Source organism: Bacteroidota bacterium, from assembly GCA_020402865.1.
Taxonomy (GTDB): Bacteria; Bacteroidota; Bacteroidia; order Palsa-965; family Palsa-965.
Genome location: JADBYT010000038.1, coordinates 1 through 21,919, shown reverse-complemented (window position 1 = coordinate 21,919; position 21,919 = coordinate 1). Strand labels below are relative to the sequence as shown.

Below are 21,919 nucleotides of genomic sequence, written 5' to 3'. Positions count from 1 at the left end.
GCTGACTATGGGCAAACAACTCCTGCTCGAACACATTAACGTTCCCGGCCTCGACCGGATCGACGTGTATCGTGCCAACGGCGGCTACAAGGCGCTGGAAAAAGCGCTGAAAATGAAACCCGAAGAGGTGGTGGAAGAAGTGAAGAAATCGGGGCTGCGCGGCCGTGGCGGCGCGGGCTTTCCCACCGGCATGAAGTGGAGCTTTCTGGCCAAGCCCGAAGGCGTTCCGCGTCATCTGGTGTGTAACGCCGACGAATCGGAGCCGGGTACATTCAAAGACCGTTTCCTGATGCAGCGCAATCCGCACATTCTCGTAGAAGGCATGATCCTTTCGAGCTTTGCGCTGGGTGCAAACACGTCGTACATCTACATCCGCGGCGAGCTGCTGTATGTGTATCACATTCTTGAGAAAGCGATCGCAGAAGCATATGCAGCCGGTTTTCTGGGTAAGAACATCATGGGTACGGGTTTTGATCTCGACCTGTATGTGCAGCCCGGCGGCGGCGCTTACATCTGCGGCGAAGAAACCGCGCTTATCGAATCGCTCGAAGGCAAACGCGGCAACCCGCGCATTAAACCTCCGTTCCCGGCCGTGGCCGGTGTGTGGGGCCGCCCCACCGTGGTAAACAACGTGGAAACCATTGCGGCCACCGTGCCCATCATTAACATGGGCGGCGAGGAATATGCAAAAATCGGTATCGGTAAAAGCACCGGAACCAAACTCATCTCGGCCTGCGGCCACATCAACAAGCCGGGTGTTTATGAAATCGAACTCGGCCTGCCGGTGGAGGAATTCATATATTCCGAACAGTACTGCGGCGGCATCCGTAACGGTAAAAAGCTGAAAGCTGTGGTGGCCGGTGGCTCGTCAGTTCCCATTCTGCCCGCCAACCTAATCCTCAAAACCGCCAAAGACGAGCCCCGTCTGATGAGCTACGAATCGCTTGCCGATGGTGGTTTTGCCACCGGCACCATGCTGGGTTCGGGCGGATTTATTGTGATGGACGAAACAGCCAGCATTGTGAAAAACCTGTGGAATTTCACCCGTTTCTACCACCACGAAAGCTGCGGCCAGTGTTCGCCCTGCCGCGAAGGCACCGGCTGGATGGAAAAAGTGCTGCACCGCATTGTGGAAGGCCACGGCAAGAAGGAAGATGTGGATCTGCTGTGGGACATACAGAGCAAGATCGACGGTAAAACCATTTGCCCGCTTGGCGATGCGGCCTCGTGGCCGGTAGCTTCGGCTATCCGTCACTTCCGCGCCGAATTTGAGGAATACATCAACAATCCCTCGTCGATCAAAGACGAAAAACACTACTACAACCTGCGCAATGAGAAAGCGCCGGTTGCCTAACTGAAAATGACAATGGGAATGGTTTATGCCAATATCAAGCTCACAAATCCGCGCAATGCGGAACTCCAGCCTATGGAGGTAAGTGCGCTTGTGGATACCGGAGCATACTGGCTTTGCATTCCTGAACATGTGCAGTTGCAGCTTGAACTGACGGAGTTGGAAAAGCGCGAAGTAACACTGGCCGATGGCAAGAAACAGATTGTTCCCTACGTAGGACCGGTGCAGATCAATTTCGAAAACCGGATGTGCTTTACCGGCGCACTGGTGCTTGGAAATACGGTTCTGCTTGGTGCAATTCCAATGGAGGATATGGATGTACTTGTACATCCGCTGAAACAAAAATTAATAGTCAATCCCGAGAGCCCGAATATTGCGGCGGGTCTCGTTATGTAAATACATCATGCCTAAAGTAACCATAGACGGACACGAGATCGAAGTACCGAAAGGCACTACGATTTTGCAGGCAGCACGGATGATCGGACCCGAAGTGGCTCCGCCCGCCATGTGCTACTACACCAAGCTGAAAACCAGCGGCGGCTATTGCCGTACCTGCATTGTGAAAGTAACCAAAGGCTCGGCCCAGAACCCGAATCCCATGCCCAAACCGGTGGCCTCGTGCCGCACCGAAGTTATGGACGGCATGGAAGTGGTAAACTTCACCTCGCCCGATGTACTCGAAGCCCGCAAAGGCGTGGTGGAATTTCTGCTCATTAACCACCCGCTCGATTGCCCCGTGTGCGACCAGGCCGGCGAATGCCACCTGCAGGATCTCGGCTACGAGCATGGTGCGGCAAAAACGCGCTACGACTTTGAGCGCCGCACGTTTGAGAAAATCGACATCGGCGACAAGATCCAGCTGCACATGACGCGCTGCATTCTCTGCTACCGCTGCGTGAAAACAGCCGATCAGGTTACCGATGGCCGCGTGCACGGCGTAATTAACCGCGGCGATGTGGCCGAAATCAGCACCTACATTGAGAATGCAATCGACAACGATTTCTCCGGCAACGTTATTGACGTGTGCCCGGTGGGGGCGCTTACCGATAAAACATTCCGCTTCAAGAGCCGCGTATGGTTTACCAAACCGGTTGATGCACACCGCAACTGCACCACCGACAAGTGCAGCGGCAAAGTGCGCCTCTGGTTCAAAGGCAGCGAAGTACTGCGCGTAACTGCACGCAAAGACCAGTGGGGCGAAGTGGAAGACTGGATCTGCAATACCTGCCGTTTCGATAAAAAACAGCTCAGCGACTGGACCATTGAAGGCCCGAGCAAAATCGACCGCCACTCGGTAATTTCGCAGGGGCATTATGAACTGGCCAAACTGAAATTAGACACCGGCAAAAAGCTTAAGGAGCTTCACGGAGGTAAATAATAAGCACACCAACAAAGTATGACACTCTCTATCGTATTGGTCACATTTGCCGGCTTCTGGTTTCCGCTCATTATGGCGGGGCTGGTGTTTGCCGTATCGCTGGGTGTGGCGGCTTACTCGACTTACATCGAGCGTAAGTTTGCCGCTTTTCTGCAAGACCGCCTCGGCCCCAGCCGCGCGGGTCCGTGGGGCATATTGCAGCCCCTGGCCGACGGCGTGAAAATGGTAATGAAAGAGGAAATCATTCCCAACGTTTCAAACAAGTTCCTCTTCATCCTTGGTCCGGCTATTGCCATGCTTACCGCGCTGATGACAGGCGCTGTAATTCCGTGGGGCCCGAAGGTGAACATCGGCGGCGAATGGTTTTCGCTGCAGGTGGCCGATGTGAACATTGGCGTGCTTTACCTGCTGGGCGTGGTTTCCATTGGTGTGTATGGCATTATGATTGGCGGCTGGGCCTCCAACAACAAATACGCGCTGCTGGGTGCGCTGCGCGCTTCGTCGCAAATGATCAGCTACGAAATTGCCATGGGTGTTTCTGTAATCACGCTGATCATGCTCACCGGCACGCTGCAAACTTCTGAAATTGCTGCCCAGCAGCACGGTTTCTGGGAAGATGGCTGGTTTACATGGAACTTCTTCAAGAACCCGCTTACCTTCCTCATCTTCTTCATTTGCGCACTGGCCGAAACCAACCGTACACCGTTTGACCTGCCCGAGTGCGAAACAGAACTTGTGGGTGGTTATCACACCGAATACAGCTCCATGAAGCTGGGCTTCTACCTGTTTGCAGAATACGTAAACATGTTTGTTTCCTCGGCAGTAATGTCGCTGTTCTTCTTTGGCGGGTACAATTTCCCGTTCATGGACGAACTCAAAGACCACCCCAACCTGGTTGCCGCTATTGGCGCAGGATCTATGCTGGTAAAAACGCTGTTCTTTGTAATGGTGTTTATGTGGATCCGCTGGACAATCCCGCGTTTCCGCTACGATCAGCTCATGAACCTCGGTTGGAAAATCTTGATACCTTTGTCGCTCGCAAACCTTGTGGCGACGGGCATTACGATGTGGGGAACCGGTAAAATTGGTTAATTATTCGTATTAAAAACGACACGAAAATGCAGTCGCTGACCAATCGATCTAAAGTGGTAGTGAAGAAGGAAATGTCCTTCGCCGAGAAGTTGTATTTACCTGCGGTGGCCAAAGGGATGATGATCACGATGAGTCACCTTTTCAAGAAGAAGGTAACCATCAACTATCCCGAAGTGGAGCGCCCGCGTGCCGAAGTATATCGCGGCCAGCATGTGCTGAAGCGCGATGAGAACGGCGCCGAACGCTGCACCGCCTGCGGCCTTTGTGCAGTAGCCTGCCCGGCCGAAGCCATTACCATGGAAGCGGCCGAGCGCAAAAAAGGCGAAGAAGGCCTGTACCGCGAAGAGAAATATGCCGCAGTGTATGAAATCAATATGCTGCGCTGCATTTTCTGCGGCCTTTGCGAAGAAGCCTGCCCGAAAGAAGCCATCTTCCTCACCGACCGCATTGTGCCCACCGAGTTTGAGCGCGAAGATTTTGTGTACGGAAAAGATAAACTCGTAGAGCCAAACGAAAAAAACGAACGCGTAAACATCGCTCCGCGTCAGGCTCAGTCAACCATCGACTTCAAAAAGAATCCGGAATACGCCCACAACCAGCTCTGGGATCCGAATAAAAAAATCGGCCCCAAGAAAGGTCACTAATCTTTTCCCGAACCCGCACACGAAATATGACAACCACGGAAATTCTGTTTTTCATCCTCACCGGCATCGCCTTTTTCAGCGGCGCTATGGTGGTGATGAGCCGTAACCCGGTTTACAGCGTGCTTTACCTCATCACCATGTTCTTTGCCATTGCAGGCCACTACATCCTGCTCAATGCACAGTTCCTGGCGGTGGTGCACATCATTGTTTACGCCGGAGCCATTATGGTACTCTTCCTTTTCGTAATTATGATGCTCAACCTGAACAAGGAAACCGAGCCGCACAATCCGCCCTGGGTAAAAATTGCCGCAGTTGTTGCCGGTGGCATGATGATGGCCACACTGGTGGGCGCACTCAAGCAGGCCAGCGGACCGCTTACAAAAACCAATTACGACACCACCATCGGAACCGTAGAACGCCTTGGCAATGTGCTGTTCTCCGATTTCCTCATTCCGTTCGAACTTTCATCGGCCCTGTTCCTTGCCGCTATGGTGGGCGCAGTAATGCTGGGTAAGAAAAACATTCACTAAACCACCGCACACAGAACTATGTCTGCAATTGAAATAATTCCGCTTCAGTGGTACATTACGCTAAGTGCGCTGCTCTTCGGGCTGGGTGTGCTGGGTGTGTTGTTCCGCCGCAATGCCATTGTTATTCTGATGTGCATTGAAATGATGCTTAATGCGGTAAACCTGCTGCTGGTTGCCTTCTCGGCCCACCACAGCGATCCGCACGCTCAGGTGTTTGTGTTTTTTGTAATGGCGGTAGCCGCGGCAGAAGTGGCTGTGGGGCTCGCCATTCTCATTGCCATTTACCGCAACACACGCACCACAGATATTGATTTCCTGAACCAGCTCAAACACTAAGCTGCACCGAACCTCAGAAATAAACGCACTATGATTCAACTTGCCTGGCTGATTCCGTTATTGCCGCTGATCGGATTTGCGATCATTGGCCTGGGCGGAAAAAAACTCTCCAAAGGGCTTATCAGCATAATCGGCTGCGGCACTGTGCTCGCCGCTTTCGGGCTTTCGCTCGGTATCTTCCTCGAACTGCACGGACAGTCGCACACAGTTAAAATGTTCGACTGGATCAACACCGGAAACCTCAAGGTGGATTTCTCCTTCCTTGTGGATCCGCTTTCGGGCCTGTTCCTGCTGATCATTACCGGTATCGGATTTCTGATCCATGTGTATTCGGTAGGTTATATGCACGATGATGACGGTTTCCACCGTTTCTTCGCCTACCTCAACCTGTTTGTGTTTTTTATGCTGCTGCTGGTGCTTGGCAGCAACTACCTCATCATGTTTGTGGGCTGGGAGGGTGTAGGACTTTGTTCGTACCTGCTCATCGGCTTCTGGTTCAAAAACACCGATTACAACAACGCGGCCAAAAAGGCCTTCATCATTAACCGCGTAGGCGACCTCGGTTTCCTGCTGGGCATTCTGCTCATTTATGTGCTGTTTGAAAGCGTGAGCTTTGCCACCATTGGCACCATGAGCGGCAATGCAGAATACCGTCAGTATGCCGATGTAATTGGCATTCTGCTTTTCATCGGTGCCTGCGGTAAAAGCGCGCAAATTCCGCTTTACACCTGGCTGCCCGATGCGATGGCGGGTCCCACACCGGTTTCGGCACTTATTCACGCCGCAACCATGGTTACCGCCGGTATTTACATGATTGCCCGCTCAAGCTTCATATTCGATTACGCGCACCTCACCAACGAAGTAATTGCCACCGTGGGCGTAATTACCGCGTTGTTTGCCGCCACCATCGGCATTTTCCAGAACGACATCAAAAAAGTGCTCGCCTACTCTACCGTGAGCCAGCTTGGCCTGATGTTTCTTGGCTTGGGTGTGGGCGCAACTACCGGTGCAGTGTTCCATGTAACCACGCACGCCTTCTTCAAGGCGCTGCTGTTCCTCGGCGCGGGCAGTGTAATTCACGCCATGAGCGGTGAGCAGGATATCCGTAAAATGGGCGGCCTGCGCAAGCACCTTCCCGTTACGCACCTCACCTTCCTGCTGGGCACTATTGCCATAAGCGGTATTCCGCCGTTCTCGGGCTTCTTCTCGAAAGACGAAATTCTGGCCGGCGCATTTGAAGAACACAAGCTGCACTGGGTGCTTGGCCTTGTGGCTTCAATGATGACCGCCTTTTATATGTTCCGTCTGTACTTCCTCACCTTCAGCGGAAAATTCCGAGGCACAGAAGCACAGCACCATCACCTGCACGAATCGCCCAAGAGCATGACCATTCCGCTTATCGTGCTGGCCATTCTCTCTGTGGTAGGTGGTTTCATCGGCATCCCCGGTTCTCACCTGCTTGATCATTTCCTGAACCCGGGCAGCACAGGCCATCATGTGGACTGGGCACACGAAATTATGCTTATGGGTCTGGCTACAGTACTTGCGCTGGTTTCCATTTTAGCGGCCTATACGGTTTATGTAAAACGCAACACCCTGCCGGCCGCAAAAGAAGAAGACATGAGCCGCATACAACGTATCATTTACCACAAATACTATGTGGATGAATTTTACGATGCCATTATCCGCAAACCGCTCGATTTCATTTCCTCCATCACTTACCGCTTTATAGAATTGCCGGTAATTGACGGACTTGTAAATGGCGTAGGAAGCGGTGTTAAATGGCTGGGCAGCACGGTACGTCTGCTTCAGAGCGGCTATGTAGGTTTCTACATTTTTGCCATGACCCTGGCCGCCCTCGCAATGGTTTATTTCACCCTCATTAACTGACCCGGCTGAACAAGAGACACTATGATAACCGCATCACTCATCGGACTGCCACTTGTTTTCGGACTGCTTCTGCTCTTTACCCGGGGAGAAGGCGTGAAACGCGTGGCGCTGGCCGCCTCTGTAATTACCTTCCTATTTGCGCTTTTCGCATGCTGGACACTGCAGCAAAATCCGGCTGATCCCAACCTCGAAACCAATTCGGTGTGGATCGCTTCCATTGGCGTTAACTTTCACGTAGCTATGGGCGGCATCAGCATGATTCTTGTGCTGCTTACCTGTTTGCTCACTCCGCTCATTATCCTGAGCAGCTTCCGCAACCAGTACGAAAACCCGTCAACCTTCTACGCGCTTATTTCGTTTATGCAGATGGCGCTGATCGGTGTGTTTGTAGCACAAGACGGATTTCTGTTCTACATCTTCTGGGAACTTGCACTGATTCCGATTTACTTCATCTGCCTGCTTTGGGGAGGGGAAAACCGGGGTGCAATTACCTTCAAGTTTTTTGTGTACACCCTGTTTGGCAGCTTGTTTATGCTGGCTGCGCTTATCATGCTGTACATTCATACACCCGCCAACGAAGCCGGTGTACACAGCTTTGATCTGATGAGCCTTTACGGCGCACACGAGACCATGACTGCCGCTCAGCAGGGCTGGGTATTCTGGGGGCTGTTTCTTGCTTTTGCGATTAAAATGCCGGTGTTCCCTTTCCACACCTGGCAGCCTGATACCTACGTAACTGCGCCCACACCCGGCACGATGCTGCTTTCGGGCATTATGCTGAAAATGGGTACGTATGGCTTAATTGTGTGGCTGTTGCCCATGGTACCCGATGCGCTTGAAGCGTGGGGCCCGCTGGCTGTTACACTCAGCGTAATCAGCGTGGTGTATGCTTCGGGCATGGCCATTGTGCAGCAGGATTTCAAACGCCTTATTGCCTACTCGTCAATTGCACACGTAGGCCTGATTGCGGCAGGCATTATGGCTTACACGCCCGGCAAAACCGGCACCGAAGGCATTGCCGGCGCGGTAATGCAAATGTTCAGCCACGGTATTAACGTGGTGGGGCTTTTCTTCATTGCCGACATTCTGTTGAAGCGCACCGGTACACGCGAACTGAGCAAGCTTGGCGGTATCCGCAATGTAAATCCGCAGTTTGCCGTACTGTTCCTCATTATACTGCTTGGTTCAGTAGCACTGCCGCTTACCAATGGTTTTGTGGGCGAATTCCTGCTCATGAACGGTGTGTACCAGTACAGCGCAACAGCAGCAGTGTTTGCCGGTCTCACCATTATTCTCGGAGCCGTTTACATGCTGCGCAGCTACCAGAGTATTATGCTTGGCGAAAGCAACTCCGTTACAGCAAGCTTCGGCGCGCTGAGCGGCAGTGAAAAAGCCTTGCTGCTGATTATATGCGCCGCCGTTATCATCTTCGGCGTATATCCCAAACCTTTGCTTGATCTCATTCAGACCGACCTGCGCAGCCTTACGCTGCTGATGGCTCCGGCTGCCAACTAAACCGCGCACCTTAGACACGCTATGAAACCAATTCTCGTACTAACCGGCCTGGGCATTCTTACACTGCTAGCGGAACTCTTCCGCTTCAGAAAAGCCCTGTTTCCGCTGGTGATCATCGGTTTGCTGGGCGCTCTGGCCGCCACCATTTCTTATGCCTGGTATGACGACGGCGCTATGGGCACGTTCATAAACGGCATGCTGCGTTTCGGCAGCAAGGAGGCTGTTTCGTTCCCGATGATTACCTCGGCCATCATTATCACCACTGCTTTGTTGTGGTATCTGATGCAGAAGGATTTCCTGAGCGACGAAACCAACGAAACCGACCACACTGCGCTGGTTATGTTTATGCTGGCGGGTGCCATTATTCTTACCTGCTTCTCCAACCTCACCATGCTGTTCCTCGGCGTGGAAATTCTCTCCATTCCGCTGTATGTAATGGCCGGAAGCCGCAAAAACGATCTGCACTCCAATGAGTCGGCATTCAAGTACTTCCTTACAGGTTCTTTCGCTTCAGGTTTCCTGCTGTTCGGCATCACCCTTATTTACGGTGCGGTGGGTTCATTTGATATGAATGTAATTGGCGAAGTAATGATGGATACCGCCAAAGCTCAGCCTTCATTCCTCTATGCCGGTGTGGTATTGCTGCTGGTGGGTATGTTGTTTAAAGTGTCTGCTGCTCCGTTTCATTTCTGGGCTCCTGATGTGTATCAGGGTGCGCCCACACCGGTTACGGCGCTCATGTCAACAGTAGTAAAAACGGCCGCCATTGTAGCCATCGCAAACCTCTTCCTTTCAAAAGTGCTTGGTCCGCTGGCTTCATTCTGGGCTCCGGTGCTGGCGGTGTGCGCTGCGCTTACATTGCTCATTGGCAATATTTCGGCGGTTATGCAGACTTCGGTAAAACGTATGCTGGCCTTTTCGAGTATTTCGCATGCCGGTTTCCTTGTAATGGCTGTGGCCGCAGTAGGAAGCAGCATGGCGCCGAAAGCCATTTACTTCTACACCGCCGCCTACTCGATTGCTTCTATCACCGCATTTACCGTGCTGCTCAACGTAATTAAAGCACACCGCAACGATAATGTGGACAGCTTCAACGGGCTTGCCAAAAAGAATCCGCTGCTGGCCGTAACCATGACCATCGGTTTGCTTTCGCTGGCGGGTATTCCGCCCACGGCCGGTTTCTTTGGTAAGTATTTCATTTTTGCGGCCGCGTTTACATCAGGCTATGGCTGGCTGGCGGTTATTGGTATTCTGGCTTCGCTGGTGGGTGTGTATTATTACTTCCGCATCATTATAGCCATGTATTTCCGCCCGGCCGATGAAACCGCAGTTACTGTGAGCAGCCTGCATCAGGTGCTGCTGTTTGTTACGGCTGTGCTCACCATCGTACTCGGCCTGTTGCCTGATTTGCTGCTGAATATTTCGGCAATGGCAGAAGGGAAGTAGGCTGTCTTTTCTCGACACCGCTCGAAATGACTGCAAAGAGTGACGCCGCTCGAAATGACTGCGGCTTACATTGAGACAGATTGTTTGCCTCGTGTAGTCAATAACTTGCAAAAAATAATAGCGTAGTCCTTACCATCACAGGCAGAAAAACCAGCCCATATCATCGCGAGCAAAGTCGAGCGGGACAAGGGCTGGTTTTTATTTGTTACTTTCAGCATCGAATTGACGCGCATGAAGAAATTACTCTCCAATCTTTCTTCCTGGATTTTTCTGGGCCTTGTGCTGGGCGTGGTGGCCGGCGTAATGTGGCATAATCACCTGTTTGATATTATTGCCTCAAACGGACTTGATACACTTAAAACCGATGCACAAAAAGCCTTTGCGGGTAAGTTTGTGTACGGATTCAAATTGTTCAGCGAAATTTTTCTGAATCTGGTAAAGGTAATTGTGGCGCCGCTGGTGTTTTCGCTGCTGCTGGTTGGTCTGGCCAATACGGGTGGTTTTAAAGCCATGGGGCGTATAGGTGCAAAAACCCTCATCTATTTCACCTTTGCCACGCTTATTGCGCTGGTAATGGGTTTGGTTATTGTAAACCTGTTTGAGCCGGGCAAGGCGCTGAATGTAGCTTCTGCAACCGGTATCATCACAAAACCGCAGCCTTTCAACCTTACTAATTTTGTGCTGCACATTTTCCCGAAGAACATTATTGATGCCATGGCGCACAATGATATTCTGCCCATTATTGTGTTCGTGCTGTTTTTCGCGGCGGCCACATCGGCCATTGGTGAGAAGGGGAAAGTGGTAATAAAGTTCTTTGATGCCGTGGCGCACATCATGCTCAAGATGACGGGCTATATCATGTACTTTGCGCCGCTTGCGGTGTTTGGTGCGGTGGCCGCTGTAATTTCGGTGCATGGCGTGGGTGTGCTGATGGGATACATCAAACTCATTGCCTGCTTCTTTGGCGGACTGGCCGGATTCATTTTTGTGGTGTTGCCGCTCATTTGCGCGGTACTGCGCATTGAGTACTGGAAACTGCTCAAGTATATCCGCGACCCCATGCTGCTGGCCTTTGGCACGTCAAGCTCGGAAGCGGCCATGCCAAAAACCATTAACGCACTGGAACGATTTGGCTGCCCCGACCGCATTATTGGTTTTGTGCTGCCGCTGGGTTATTCGTTTAACCTCGACGGCTCGATTATGTACATGACCTTTGCCACGGTAGCCATTGCACAGGCCTACGGAATTGATCTCACCATTGGCGAACAGCTTACCATGATGGGCATGCTGCTGGTTACGAGCAAAGGCATGGCCGGGGTGCCGCGCGCCTCGCTGGTGGTAATTGCGGGTATGCTCGATGCGTTTCATATTCCGGCCGAAGGGCTTTCTGTAATCATTGCCATCGACTGGCTGCTTGACATGGGGCGCTCAGCTACAAACGTGGCGGGCAATGCAGTGGCTACAGCAGTAATCAGCAAACTGGAAAATGCGCTGGGGCAGCCCGGCATTGAAAACGACGCAGCAGAAACCGAAAAACAGGCGTAAACGCAGGCAATGGAGTGGCTTGATTTCTTCAAACAGCTTACCGACCCGCAATCCATCATTGAGTATGGAGGCCTGGCGCTGCTGCTGTTTGTGGTTTTCGCCGAAACCGGTCTCATGGTAGGCTTTTTCCTGCCCGGCGATTCGCTCATGTTCATTTCAGGCCTCATTTGCCGCACCCGACCCGAACTGCTGGATGTACACATAGCCGTGCTGCTTTCGTCAATAATGGCTGCCGCCGTGCTGGGCAATATGGCCGGCTACTGGTTTGGCTACCGCGTGGGCCCTGCGCTTTTCAAACGCAACGACTCGCTCATTTTCAAAAAGCGCTACCTTGATGTCACGCAGGATTTTTACACCCGCTACGGCGGCAGGGCACTGATTATGGGACGGTTTATGCCCATTGTGCGCACCTTTGCTCCCATTCTGGCCGGGGTAATCCGTGTGCATTTCGGCCGGTTTATGTTTTATAATGTAATTGGGGCTGTGGCCTGGGTAGGCTCTTTGGGGCTGGCTGGCTATTTTCTTGGGAAAATTGAGTGGGTGGAGAAAAATATCGGCTATATCGTGCTTTTCCTCATAGTGGTTACGCTTATTCCCATTGTCATTACATGGCGCAAGGAAAAAGCCCGCGCCCGCGAAAGCCAGCCCAAAGCCGGAAGTTAAGCGCCGCCATTTATCCCGCAACTTGAGCCGCCTGCACCGGTTGCTGCCCCACTTGCCAAAACGCTTGCCTCCAACGCACAAAACACTGTTTTTTTGCGTTCCTGAGTGGTGAATAAACGGTTAAAAACCTACTGTTAAAATTCGTAAACCGATTGGAATTTACTATGTTTGAAACCTTTTATTCGGCAGAGATGAGAAAATAACCATTGCACAACATTTGTTTGGGCAGTTTTCAGTATTCTTGCCAGCCAAAAGAACTCTATTTCTAACCAAAATCAATACCAACCAAACACAATTTGCTATGAGCAACAAGAAGTCCACCAACTTCCAGGCTTATTTCACCGTCGGAATCATCATTGTACTTTACGTAGTATCGTACATCATTTTTGACAAGGTAATGGGTGCTCCTCACCTGTTTGAAAACAACGACCGTATCAAAGGCCATCCGGTTGACGGTAATATCCTCGGAACCATTTACAAAGGCGGCTTCATTGTGCCGATTCTGATGACCATTAACCTCATCATCCTCACCTTCACCATTGAGCGTGCCATTACTATTCTCCGCGCCCGTGGCACAGGCAACGTAGCCAACTTTATCCGCAACATCCGTCAGCTTATCGAGAACAACCGTATGGACGAGGCTCTTGCTGCCTGCGACCGTCAGAAAGGTTCTATCGGTAACGTAGTTCGCGCTGGTCTTACCAAATACCGCATGGTAGAGCACGACAGCGAGCTCGACAAAGAGCAGAAACTGGCTGCTATTCAGAAAGACCTTGAAGAAACCACCGCGCTCGAACTGCCGATGCTTTCCAAAAACCTCGTTATCCTTTCTACCTGCGCTTCTATCGCTACTCTCGTAGGTCTGATCGGTACCGTACTTGGTATGATCCGTGCGTTCTCGGCCCTCGCTTCTTCAGGCGCTCCCGACTCAAACGCGCTTGCTACCGGTATCTCTGAAGCGCTTATCAATACAGCTTTCGGTATTACAGGTTCTGCTATTGCTATTATCGTGTACAATATGTACACCACGCTCATCGACCGTATCACCTACGGCATCGACGAAGCCAACTTCAGCATCCTGCAGACCTTCTCTTCAAAGAAGCATAACTAATCCGGCTTCTGCCGATTCACATCAGTTCACGTAAACGCTGAACAACAGATGCCGAAAATTAAAGCACCTCGCAGCGCGCCGTCGCTTGACATGACGCCCATGGTGGACCTTGCGTTCCTCCTGGTAACGTTCTTCATGCTCACGGCCACCATGCGTGCTCCGGAACCGGTAACGATTGACACACCAAGTTCAATCGACTCCGACACCATTCCGAAGAACGTAATGCTTATTACGATTGACACTGCAGGCCGCGTGTTTTACAACATCGAAAATCCGATTGTAAGACGCAAAACCCTCGAAGACATGATGACCCAGTTCAAAGACGTGAAATTCACCGAAGAACAGATCGTCAAGTTTTCAAACATGCAGTCAATCGGGGTGCCGATCAAAGATCTTCCCGAATACATTGATGGCGATGCCAGCAAGCGCAAAGCCATGGATGCTTCAAGCAAGGGAATTCCGATTGATACGGCCAACTTCGAAAAGAACGAATTTGCGTTCTGGGTAAACAACGGCCGCGTGGAAGCCCTGCGCTACCGCAAGGAAAATCCTGATCTGAAACTCAATGAGCTTCGCATCGCGATTAAGGCCGACAGTAAATCAGCGTATAAGAAGATCGACTTCATTCTCGACGTGTTCAAGAAACAGAAGGTGTACAACTTCAACCTGATTACGGACCTCGAAGCCAATCCGAACGAAAGACGTTAACGCTTTTCACAATGGCCGACGTACAACAAAACAACCAGCCCGAAAACCGCCGCCGCCGCAGACCAACACTGCAGGCGCCCCGCATCGACATGACGCCGATGGTGGATCTGGCGTTTTTGCTGCTCACGTTTTTTGTACTTACGGCCGAACTCAACAAACAGAAAGCCATTTCACTGGCCTTTCCCGCTGAGGGAGAATCCATGAAGGTGAACGGGCTGACTGTGCTTGTGGGTAAGCATCCGGAAAAAATTTTCTGGTACCGTGGTGAATTCACTCCCGGAATGCATCTTGATGTTACAACACCCGGCAAAGATGGTCTTCGCAAGGTGCTGGCAGACGCAAACCGCACGGTCTTTGAAAATCTGAACGTCATTAACAGGCAGTACCAGCTTGGCCTGCTCAACGAAACTGCGTACAACGAAAAACGCAGCACACTTCGGGCAAGCAAATCTGTACCTTTTGTGGTGATCAAGTGGACCGACGACGCCTCCTATGGCCGCATAGTGGACGTAATCGACGAACTGAACCGGACAGCCAATTCGAAATACGCCGTGGTGAAAGCCTCGGAAGCCGAACGGGCGCTTATCCGCTGAATTGCTTCAACAATAACCAACGCCAATAACAATAAACTAAAATGGCAGACGTAAATACCGGTGATGGTGGTGGTGGTGGGAAACACCAGAAGAAAGGCCGAAAATCGTCAGGAACACCGCGAATCGACATGACTCCGATGGTCGATCTCGCCTTCCTCCTGCTTACCTTCTTCGTACTTACCTCGCAGCTCAACAAGCCGAAAGCCACGGAGCTTATCGTGCCCAAGCCGCTGGAAAAGAACGATACCAACACCACAAAAATTCCCGACGAACTGGCTGTAACCGTACTGCTGGATGGAAATAAAGACAAGAAAATTTATTTCTACGAAGGCAAGCTCCCCGCCGAAACCGGCAAAATTCAGGAGCGCACCATGGATCCGCAGAAAGGTTTCCGCCGCTATGTACTTGAGCGAAACAGCAAGGTTATTGCCGCCATGAACCAGTTACGCAATGATTACCGCGCTAACAAGGTTAATAAACAGGCTTTTGATACCCTGCCCCGTACAGACAAGTACCAGAACCAGAAAGATGCACCGTTTTTCATTGTAAAATGGGGAGGCGATGCAACCTATGGCGATGTGATTGACGTGATAGATGAACTCAAGATCGGCGATGTGTCGCGCTATGCACTGACCAAAATTTCGCAGCCCGAGTACGAAGTGCTTTCTGCGAAAACTGGTATCAAGTACAAAGACATGCTTCCGCCGGGATCAGAAAAATAACGAACTCAAAACAACCTGAAAAATGGTGAAGGAAACACAACCCGTACCACAGCGTTCAGACATGGACGAACTGGTGTTTGAGAAACGCAACCGCTCTTACGGTGCGTACATAATCCGTCGCGGGTACTCCCGCGTGGTAATGATCTCGACCGGTATTTCCATTGTTACGTTCCTGTTCATTTTCTTCCTGTTCTCTGTAACGCAGGAAGAAGCTCCGCCGCCGCCGCCCAAACTCAAGGTGACCAACGTGGAGCTGGTGGCGCCGCCGCCGGTGAACCCAAACACACCACCTCCCCCGCCCCCGCCGCCGCCCCCGCCGCCGCTGCAGGAGCAGGTAAAATTTACAGAACCCGAGGTTACTGAGGAAGATGTAAACGAAATCGTTGACCAAAGCCAGCTGAAAGAAACACAGGTAGGTGAAAAAACACAGGATGGTGATGGCGACGAAGTGGTAGAAACCATTACCGAACAGCAGGCCGAGGTAGTACAGGAAGCTCCCGAACAGGCGCTCCAGTTTGCCGAAGAAATGCCCACGTTCCCCGGTGGTGAAGCCGCGCTGATGGCTTATCTGCAGCAGAACATCCGCTACCCGCTTATGGAAAAAGAAGCCGGCAAGCAGGGAACCGTGTACATCTACTTTGAAGTGGACAAAAACGGCGAAATCAGCAACGTGCGCGAAACCAAAGGCGTGGCCGGCGCTCCCGGTCTTACCAAAGAAGCTATCCGCGTAATCAACTCGATGCCGCGCTGGGCTCCCGGTAAAATGAACGGCCGCGCAGTGAAGGTGCAGATGAACCTGCCCGTTCGCTTCGTGCTCAAATAAGGTTCTTTACACATTGAAACACAACCCGGGGTCATTCGTTTCTCTGCTGCTGGCTGGTCTGGTAGCGTTGATCGCAGTAAGCCTGGGTTGTGTTTTTTTATTTACAACTGTCTGGATCGAAGATTTCCCGAACAACCGCCCGCTGGCCGGCGCGCTGTTTGTGGCCTACGGTCTTTACCGCGCTTTCATGGGATGGCGGCGACATAAAGCCGCACAACAGGAAACCAATGATGAAGAATAAGCGCCTTTTTGTATTGCTGCTGATCCCGGCTCTTCTGCTTGCGGCATGTGGTAACCCCAAACCGCAGGGCGAAGAACTTGACACGCCCACTTCGGGCACCATTCCGCTGGCTATTGATGATGTAATCTTGCCGCTGGCCGAACAGCTTACGGTTTCCTTCGTGGCGCGGTATCCGAAAGCACACCTCATTCCGCGCGTGGCACCGGAAAAAGATGCAGCACTCATGCTCATCAACGACTCCGTGCGCAATGCACTGCTCACACGCAAACTTAGTCAGGAAGAAGAAGCCTTCTTCAAGGCAAAAAAATTCGGCCTTGAGCAGGTTCTCCTGGCCACAGATGCGGTAGCCTTCGTGGTAAATAAAAACAATACCGACAGCGTCTTCACAAAAGACCAGATACGCCGCATTCTGCTTGGGCAGGATACGCTCTGGAGCCAGATACAGCCGGGCAACACCCTGGGCCGAATCCGCGTGGTTTTTGATAATCCCGGCTCCTCAAACATCCGCTACCTGAGCGATACGCTGCTCAACAAACAGCCGCTTTCAAACAGTTGCTTTGCCGTGCAAACCAATCAGGCCGTAATCGAATACGTAAATGAACACCCCGAAGCCATTGGCGTGGTAGGCCTGAACTGGATTGGCGACAAAGACAATGAAGAAGACATGAGCCGTAAAAAAATGATTGTGCTGGCCGCCGTGGGCGACAGCCTCGCTACGGCTCAAACGCCCCACCAGAGCGCACTTGCGCTGCATACCTACCCGTTTTGCCGCGAAGTGTGGTTTGTGAAAATTGGTAAACGCCCCGGACTTGGCACGGGCTTTGCCTCCTTTGCATACAGCGAGGTGGGACAGCTGATTGTTCAGAAAGCCGGACTCCTTGCCGCAAAACCCGCCGAAAGGCGAATCGAATTGAAAGTAAACTAAGTGCTATTTTTGTAAAATGAAAACGCATCTCCGCATTACAGCCGCAGCCTTTGCCACACTCAGCATGAGTGCTGCCGGTTACGCTCAAACACTTGCCGACGCTATCCGCCAGTCGGATAATGAACAATACGAAAAAGCAAAGGCCTCGCTGCGCCAGCTGCTGGTGAAAGAGCCTACCAACGGCGACCTGTATTTCTACATGGGCGACGTGTATATGAAGCAAGACATGCCCGACTCTGCGGGAATGTATTTCACCAAAGGCGCTTCTGTAAACCCAACCAACCCGCTTGCGCTGGTTGGTAAGGGCCGCTACCTGCTTTACACCGGTAAACAGGAAGATGGCAAAAAAGCGTTTGCCGAAGCCAATGCACTTATTACTACGCAAAAGAACCTGCCCAAGGAGCGCATTGTAGCGGCTTACCTTGAAATGGCCGAAAGCTATACGTTTGCGCCGGTGCCTGAGTATGATGCCGCAATCATCCTTACTCAGCGTGCGCAGAAAACCGATGAGAAAAACGCGGAGGTATTCCTCGTGCGTGGTGATGCCCTGGGCAAACAGGATCCGGTAAACGGTTCGCCGGCCATTGAATGCTACAAGCAGGCCGCCAACCTCGACCCGAAATCATGCAAAGCCAACCTGCGTATCGGCCAGCTTTACTTTGGCGGACAGAACTACGACGGTGCCCTTGAGTATTTCGAAAAGGCTACGGCTGTTGACCCCAACTTTGCCCCCGCATGGCGTGCAAAAGGTGAGGCTTACTTCCAGAAAGGCCAGTTCGAAAAAGGGGCTGAATGCTACCGCAAATACCTCGAACTGAACGACGATCCCTTTGCCCGATACCGCTATGTAGCCAACCTCTACCTGAGCAAACAATACGGCGATGTGGTTACACAGTCTGAACAAACTATGCAGAAAGACAGCACCCTGCTGTTCCTCTACCGCCTTAACGCATACAGCAACTATGAGCTTGGCAACTACGATCCGGCACTGGTAAACATTAACAAGTTCATGACCAAAGCCACCGAAAAAGGCAGCCCGAAAGTGCTTTCTAAAGACTATGAGTACCGTGGCAAAATGTACCTGAAAAAGAACATGGACTCTTTGGCCATGCTTGATTTCGAAATGGCTTACCAGATGGACACCAGCCGCAAAGAGCTTTTCAGCGACCTCGGTGCCGGCTGTCTCAAACTCAAACGCTACGGCGATGCCGCCAAATGGTACAAAATGAAAGGCGAGTCTTTCGGCTGGAAAAGCATTAATGACCTGAATACATACGGCCGTGCTTTATTCCTCAATAAAGAATATAACCGCGCCGACAGTGTATATGCCATCATGATGCAGCGCGACCCGAAAGGCGTAACTGCATACTACTGGCGCGGCCGCTGCTACTCCGCTCAAAACACCGACCCTGCTGTGAGCGCAAAAGCACGTCCGTTCTACGAGCAGTTTGTTTCGCTTGCCGTGGCTGATAAAGCCAAAAACAAAAAAGACCTCATCGTGGCCCTCAAATGGCTCGGCGATCACTACATCGGTCTCAAAAACTTTGCCTGCGCTAAAGCCTGCTACGAGCTCATCAAAGAACTTGAGCCCGAAAACGCAACGGCCAAAACAGCACTTGAAGACAAACAAATCAGCGCAGCCACTGCGGCCGATATCAATACCTGCTTCATGCAGCCCATGCTGCTCCAAACCTCTACCGAGCAGCCCCAGCAAAACGGCGGCGGTCAGTAAGCAGCTCTAACCAAAGCATCAATTTCGCAGGCGCAATCTCCGCAAAGAGGTTGCGCCTGTTGCTTTATGCCGCTTCAAATAAAGGATTTCTTCATGCTTACATACACACCATTTCTGCATACTATACCGGAAGCAAACTATCACAAATCAGGCTGTATCAATAAGCTTTCTTAATCTGGTAAAACGTAATGAAAAAGAGACTGCCCTTTTGAGACAGTCTCTTTTTGCAGCGAAACATGCTGTACCCGCTTATTCTTCGTCTTTAATTATTTCTACCGGGAAAGATGCTTTGCCGGATGTTGCATTGTCAGACAAAATCACAATCTCATCAATGCAATATTCGATCACAATATTCTTATCGCCTACAAACTGGTTTTCCTCATCGCGCGTAGTGAGACTAAACTCGCGTGTTTTACAAGAGCACGGATGTAAACAATCGAATGAAATAAAGCGATCGGGAACAATCCTTGCCTGATAGGGTTTGCCCGGCGCAGGATCAAAGCTTACACTGGTTATGCGGAAGCCTTTGAATTCTACGTCACTGAACGGATTACATGCGGTGATATAGAAGATTTCGTTATCGTGATTTTCGATCACATCGCGCTTGCTGTCGCCCCAATGCAAATAGAATACAGGTGCCAGCGTTGCATTTTCTCTGATAATCGTAGCACAGCTCATTGGCGTAAACGGGCTGTCATGGCCTTTTGGATTTGCCGGAACAATATTGGTTTTTACTTTGGCCCGCTCCATGAGTTCTTTGTCCTGCTCATCGGCATTTTCATTACACCCATTACAACCACAATCGCAGTCATCATGCGAATCTGTGGGCTCATCAGGTCTGTTAAAGCTGGTTATGATGTTGGGCAATCCCATAATACCCTGCGTATCTTTGGCTAACTCCACATAGTTCAAATCAAAGGTTGGCGTGGCATCATCCGGATTGATAATTGCCGCTAAAGTTGATTCAAACGGTTTTACCGCATAAATCACATTATCAGGCCCTATCTGAAGTGCCGCTAACGAAAAGTCCCAGATTGTTGCCGGCGATGACGCGTTGTAAGTGGTCGTTGCAGTATAAGTGGCAATCGTAGTAATTTGACCCGTACTGAACTCGTAGCGTTGAATATTGGCTGTAGTATATGTAGCCAAAGTGGTATAATACAAATAGCTGGAGTTTGGAGAAAACTCAACTCCGTATGTATTGGCATTATCCGTGATTACAATTTCATTACTGATTGTGCCGGCCTGCTTATCGAAAGAATATACAGTAACCGATCTTAAATGGTGGTTGGCAAGCGCAAGCATCGTTCCATCTATGTTTGCTTTCATGTAGCCCACATTATCAATGTTACGATCTGTTCCTCTTGAGTCTTTCAAATCAATGTCGCTATGATGGGTTACACCCGTAGCTGTTACAAGAAAAACGCGAAGTGTACCCGCCCCGTTCCAGTCGCCATTCCTTTGCAATGCACCAATTACCCAGTAATCTTGCCCATTGGCATGACGAATGGCTGTAATTTTTTCTGTCGGAATGTAGCCCTTCGCTTTATCACCAGCCTTGAGCGATTGAAAAACGGCAGGAACTGTGTATGACCAGCTTGGCGTAGCTGTGTCCATCTGGATTGCCGAAATTGGCTTAATCGTATTTATAAGGTTTGTGTTACGGTCTGGCGTACCGCTCAATCCATCCGCACTGAACACATAAAACTTAGTCGGATTACTTGGGTTCGAGTCGGCCGGATCGGGGAATAAAATTCCGGATTGTGTTGACGAGTGATGCCCGTTTAACACATTGTTGTGCTTTAAATTGTGCTGCCCGTCCCAGATGTGTTGACCATTGGTATAGAAAAGCAAATTTCCTTGTGCATCTGCAATAGAAGCACATCCTTCATTAGTCCTCATTCTGCTCCCGGAAATGGCGGTAGGTTTGTTGCCATTTGTTGCGGTACTGAAGTCCAGTCCGGCATTGTTGCCGAAAATCCATTTTGTGTTAAACATTACAATGTTGTTTAGGTTCGTAATTGGGTTATTTAAGTGTATTACGGTTAGCTAACGTGTTGCAAACATTGCTTTGTTTTATTTATCTCAATATTCATAATTCGTATATTCAAAAAACGGGTTTGCAAAGTGGACTTTACAGTAAGGAGATGAAAAGCAAGTTTTTGAGCCTGTTTATGATTTTATTTATGCTTTGTTTGTGAGGGATTTTTTCGGACTCCGCTGATGCAGATCGGATCAACTTAGCTACATAAGCGTTTTATTTACAGATGCTTAGAAAGAAGTGTTGCAGGTAAAGAGCAATAAAAAGAATCAAATTCTTTAAAAAGAAATGTTGCTTAACCGAATTTTCAATCCGGAAGCATATTGAAAAAAAGCGGCGGCCTCAAAAGAGGCCGCCGCTTTGCGTGATAAGTATGCTATGGCTTATCGCTGCAGCACAATACGCTGTGTGGCCACACCATCGGTAGTGATGATGCGAAGCACATACACGCCGCTTTCGGCTGTGCTAAGGTCAAGCTGCTCGCGGTAGCTCAGTACGCTCTCCGCGCGCTGCTCGGCTACTTTGCGGCCCTGTACATCAAGCACTTCTACGTGTACATCTTTCGCACTGCTCAGCTCAAACTGTACCGTAAACAAGCCGCCGGTCGGGTTCGGATACACCTGAAGCGTGTTT

22 protein-coding genes are annotated in these 21,919 nt (G+C 50.8%); 20 read left to right on the top strand and 2 right to left on the bottom strand.

Translation table 11 applies throughout. From position 1 onward, the window contains the following. Nucleotides 1-7: 7 nt before the first annotated feature. The 20 genes from nuoF (at nt 8) to IM638_19270 (ending at nt 19,245) form a co-directional block, all read left to right on the top strand. A complete protein-coding gene (nuoF, locus tag IM638_19365) occupies nt 8-1,354 on the top strand; it encodes an NADH-quinone oxidoreductase subunit NuoF (protein ID MCA6365200.1) in 1,347 nt (448 codons plus the stop codon). 12 nt (nt 1,355-1,366) lie between these two features. Further along, a complete protein-coding gene (locus IM638_19360) occupies nt 1,367-1,747 on the top strand; it encodes a clan AA aspartic protease (protein MCA6365199.1) in 381 nt (126 codons plus the stop codon). Between the two features lie 7 nt (nt 1,748-1,754). Beyond that, on the top strand, nt 1,755-2,729 hold the full coding sequence (locus IM638_19355) for a (2Fe-2S)-binding protein (protein ID MCA6365198.1): 975 nt from the start codon (nt 1,755-1,757) through the stop codon (nt 2,727-2,729). Between the two features lie 18 nt (nt 2,730-2,747). Further along, a complete protein-coding gene (nuoH, locus tag IM638_19350; protein ID MCA6365197.1) occupies nt 2,748-3,821 on the top strand; it encodes an NADH-quinone oxidoreductase subunit NuoH in 1,074 nt (357 codons plus the stop codon). A 26-nt stretch (nt 3,822-3,847) separates the two neighbouring features. Then, nucleotides 3,848-4,465: an NADH-quinone oxidoreductase subunit NuoI gene (gene nuoI, locus IM638_19345; GenBank protein ID MCA6365196.1), complete on the top strand. Its 618-nt coding sequence runs from the start codon at nt 3,848-3,850 to the stop codon at nt 4,463-4,465. A gap of 26 nt (nt 4,466-4,491) precedes the next feature. After that, complete coding sequence (locus IM638_19340) at nt 4,492-4,995, top strand: NADH-quinone oxidoreductase subunit J (GenBank protein MCA6365195.1); 504 nt, start codon at nt 4,492-4,494, stop codon at nt 4,993-4,995. Between the two features lie 36 nt (nt 4,996-5,031). Continuing rightward, nucleotides 5,032-5,331 (top strand): NADH-quinone oxidoreductase subunit NuoK, encoded by a 300-nt coding sequence (gene nuoK / locus IM638_19335; GenBank protein ID MCA6365194.1) that lies wholly within the window; start codon nt 5,032-5,034, stop codon nt 5,329-5,331. 30 nt (nt 5,332-5,361) lie between these two features. Then, nucleotides 5,362-7,221 carry an NADH-quinone oxidoreductase subunit L gene (nuoL, locus tag IM638_19330; protein ID MCA6365193.1) on the top strand — a complete coding sequence of 620 codons (1,860 nt, stop codon included), beginning with the start codon at nt 5,362-5,364 and terminating at the stop codon, nt 7,219-7,221. A 21-nt stretch (nt 7,222-7,242) separates the two neighbouring features. Continuing rightward, nucleotides 7,243-8,736: an NADH-quinone oxidoreductase subunit M gene (locus IM638_19325; GenBank protein ID MCA6365192.1), complete on the top strand. Its 1,494-nt coding sequence runs from the start codon at nt 7,243-7,245 to the stop codon at nt 8,734-8,736. 21 nt (nt 8,737-8,757) lie between these two features. Then, the gene (locus IM638_19320) at nt 8,758-10,182 is read left to right on the top strand and encodes an NADH-quinone oxidoreductase subunit N (protein MCA6365191.1); all 1,425 of its coding nucleotides are present in this window, start codon (nt 8,758-8,760) and stop codon (nt 10,180-10,182) included. A gap of 231 nt (nt 10,183-10,413) precedes the next feature. After that, complete coding sequence (locus IM638_19315) at nt 10,414-11,727, top strand: dicarboxylate/amino acid:cation symporter (protein ID MCA6365190.1); 1,314 nt, start codon at nt 10,414-10,416, stop codon at nt 11,725-11,727. A gap of 9 nt (nt 11,728-11,736) precedes the next feature. Next, entirely contained in the window at nt 11,737-12,390 is a 654-nt protein-coding gene (locus tag IM638_19310) for a VTT domain-containing protein (protein ID MCA6365189.1), read from the top strand. 301 nt (nt 12,391-12,691) lie between these two features. Next, entirely contained in the window at nt 12,692-13,501 is an 810-nt protein-coding gene (locus IM638_19305; protein MCA6365188.1) for a MotA/TolQ/ExbB proton channel family protein, read from the top strand. A gap of 48 nt (nt 13,502-13,549) precedes the next feature. Next, on the top strand, nt 13,550-14,209 hold the full coding sequence (locus IM638_19300; protein MCA6365187.1) for a biopolymer transporter ExbD: 660 nt from the start codon (nt 13,550-13,552) through the stop codon (nt 14,207-14,209). Between the two features lie 11 nt (nt 14,210-14,220). Beyond that, a complete protein-coding gene (locus IM638_19295) occupies nt 14,221-14,802 on the top strand; it encodes a biopolymer transporter ExbD (GenBank protein MCA6365186.1) in 582 nt (193 codons plus the stop codon). 41 nt (nt 14,803-14,843) lie between these two features. Continuing rightward, nucleotides 14,844-15,524, top strand: coding sequence for a biopolymer transporter ExbD (locus IM638_19290; GenBank protein ID MCA6365185.1), 681 nt, complete (start codon nt 14,844-14,846; stop codon nt 15,522-15,524). Between the two features lie 22 nt (nt 15,525-15,546). After that, nucleotides 15,547-16,347 carry a TonB family protein gene (locus IM638_19285; GenBank protein ID MCA6365184.1) on the top strand — a complete coding sequence of 267 codons (801 nt, stop codon included), beginning with the start codon at nt 15,547-15,549 and terminating at the stop codon, nt 16,345-16,347. Nucleotides 16,348-16,360: 13 nt separating this feature from the next. Continuing rightward, complete coding sequence (locus IM638_19280; GenBank protein ID MCA6365183.1) at nt 16,361-16,588, top strand: hypothetical protein; 228 nt, start codon at nt 16,361-16,363, stop codon at nt 16,586-16,588. Beyond that, on the top strand, nt 16,575-17,513 hold the full coding sequence (locus IM638_19275; protein ID MCA6365182.1) for a substrate-binding domain-containing protein: 939 nt from the start codon (nt 16,575-16,577) through the stop codon (nt 17,511-17,513). Before IM638_19280 ends, IM638_19275 begins: the two co-directional genes overlap by 14 nt. 16 nt (nt 17,514-17,529) lie before the next feature. Then, complete coding sequence (locus tag IM638_19270) at nt 17,530-19,245, top strand: tetratricopeptide repeat protein (protein MCA6365181.1); 1,716 nt, start codon at nt 17,530-17,532, stop codon at nt 19,243-19,245. Between the two features lie 249 nt (nt 19,246-19,494). On the opposite strand, the gene IM638_19265 is transcribed toward IM638_19270, so the two are convergent. Both IM638_19265 and IM638_19260 read right to left on the bottom strand, forming a co-directional pair. Continuing rightward, nucleotides 19,495-21,243 carry a hypothetical protein gene (locus IM638_19265; GenBank protein ID MCA6365180.1) on the bottom strand — a complete coding sequence of 583 codons (1,749 nt, stop codon included), beginning with the start codon at nt 21,241-21,243 and terminating at the stop codon, nt 19,495-19,497. A gap of 426 nt (nt 21,244-21,669) precedes the next feature. Continuing rightward, nucleotides 21,670-21,919, bottom strand: a 250-nt coding sequence (locus IM638_19260; protein ID MCA6365179.1) for a T9SS type A sorting domain-containing protein, incomplete at its 5' end; no start/stop codon positions are given.

Coding starts and splice junctions, on each gene's coding strand:
- nuoF (MCA6365200.1), top strand. CDS start 8: ATGGGCAAACAACTCCTGCTCGAACACATTAACGTTCCCGGCCTCGAC.
- IM638_19360 (MCA6365199.1), top strand. CDS start 1,367: ATGGGAATGGTTTATGCCAATATCAAGCTCACAAATCCGCGCAATGCG.
- IM638_19355 (MCA6365198.1), top strand. CDS start 1,755: ATGCCTAAAGTAACCATAGACGGACACGAGATCGAAGTACCGAAAGGC.
- nuoH (MCA6365197.1), top strand. CDS start 2,748: ATGACACTCTCTATCGTATTGGTCACATTTGCCGGCTTCTGGTTTCCG.
- nuoI (MCA6365196.1), top strand. CDS start 3,848: ATGCAGTCGCTGACCAATCGATCTAAAGTGGTAGTGAAGAAGGAAATG.
- IM638_19340 (MCA6365195.1), top strand. CDS start 4,492: ATGACAACCACGGAAATTCTGTTTTTCATCCTCACCGGCATCGCCTTT.
- nuoL (MCA6365193.1), top strand. CDS start 5,362: ATGATTCAACTTGCCTGGCTGATTCCGTTATTGCCGCTGATCGGATTT.
- IM638_19325 (MCA6365192.1), top strand. CDS start 7,243: ATGATAACCGCATCACTCATCGGACTGCCACTTGTTTTCGGACTGCTT.
- IM638_19320 (MCA6365191.1), top strand. CDS start 8,758: ATGAAACCAATTCTCGTACTAACCGGCCTGGGCATTCTTACACTGCTA.
- IM638_19315 (MCA6365190.1), top strand. CDS start 10,414: ATGAAGAAATTACTCTCCAATCTTTCTTCCTGGATTTTTCTGGGCCTT.
- IM638_19310 (MCA6365189.1), top strand. CDS start 11,737: ATGGAGTGGCTTGATTTCTTCAAACAGCTTACCGACCCGCAATCCATC.
- IM638_19305 (MCA6365188.1), top strand. CDS start 12,692: ATGAGCAACAAGAAGTCCACCAACTTCCAGGCTTATTTCACCGTCGGA.
- IM638_19300 (MCA6365187.1), top strand. CDS start 13,550: ATGCCGAAAATTAAAGCACCTCGCAGCGCGCCGTCGCTTGACATGACG.
- IM638_19295 (MCA6365186.1), top strand. CDS start 14,221: ATGGCCGACGTACAACAAAACAACCAGCCCGAAAACCGCCGCCGCCGC.
- IM638_19290 (MCA6365185.1), top strand. CDS start 14,844: ATGGCAGACGTAAATACCGGTGATGGTGGTGGTGGTGGGAAACACCAG.
- IM638_19285 (MCA6365184.1), top strand. CDS start 15,547: ATGGTGAAGGAAACACAACCCGTACCACAGCGTTCAGACATGGACGAA.
- IM638_19275 (MCA6365182.1), top strand. CDS start 16,575: ATGATGAAGAATAAGCGCCTTTTTGTATTGCTGCTGATCCCGGCTCTT.
- IM638_19270 (MCA6365181.1), top strand. CDS start 17,530: ATGAAAACGCATCTCCGCATTACAGCCGCAGCCTTTGCCACACTCAGC.
- IM638_19265 (MCA6365180.1), bottom strand. CDS start 21,243: ATGTTTAACACAAAATGGATTTTCGGCAACAATGCCGGACTGGACTTC.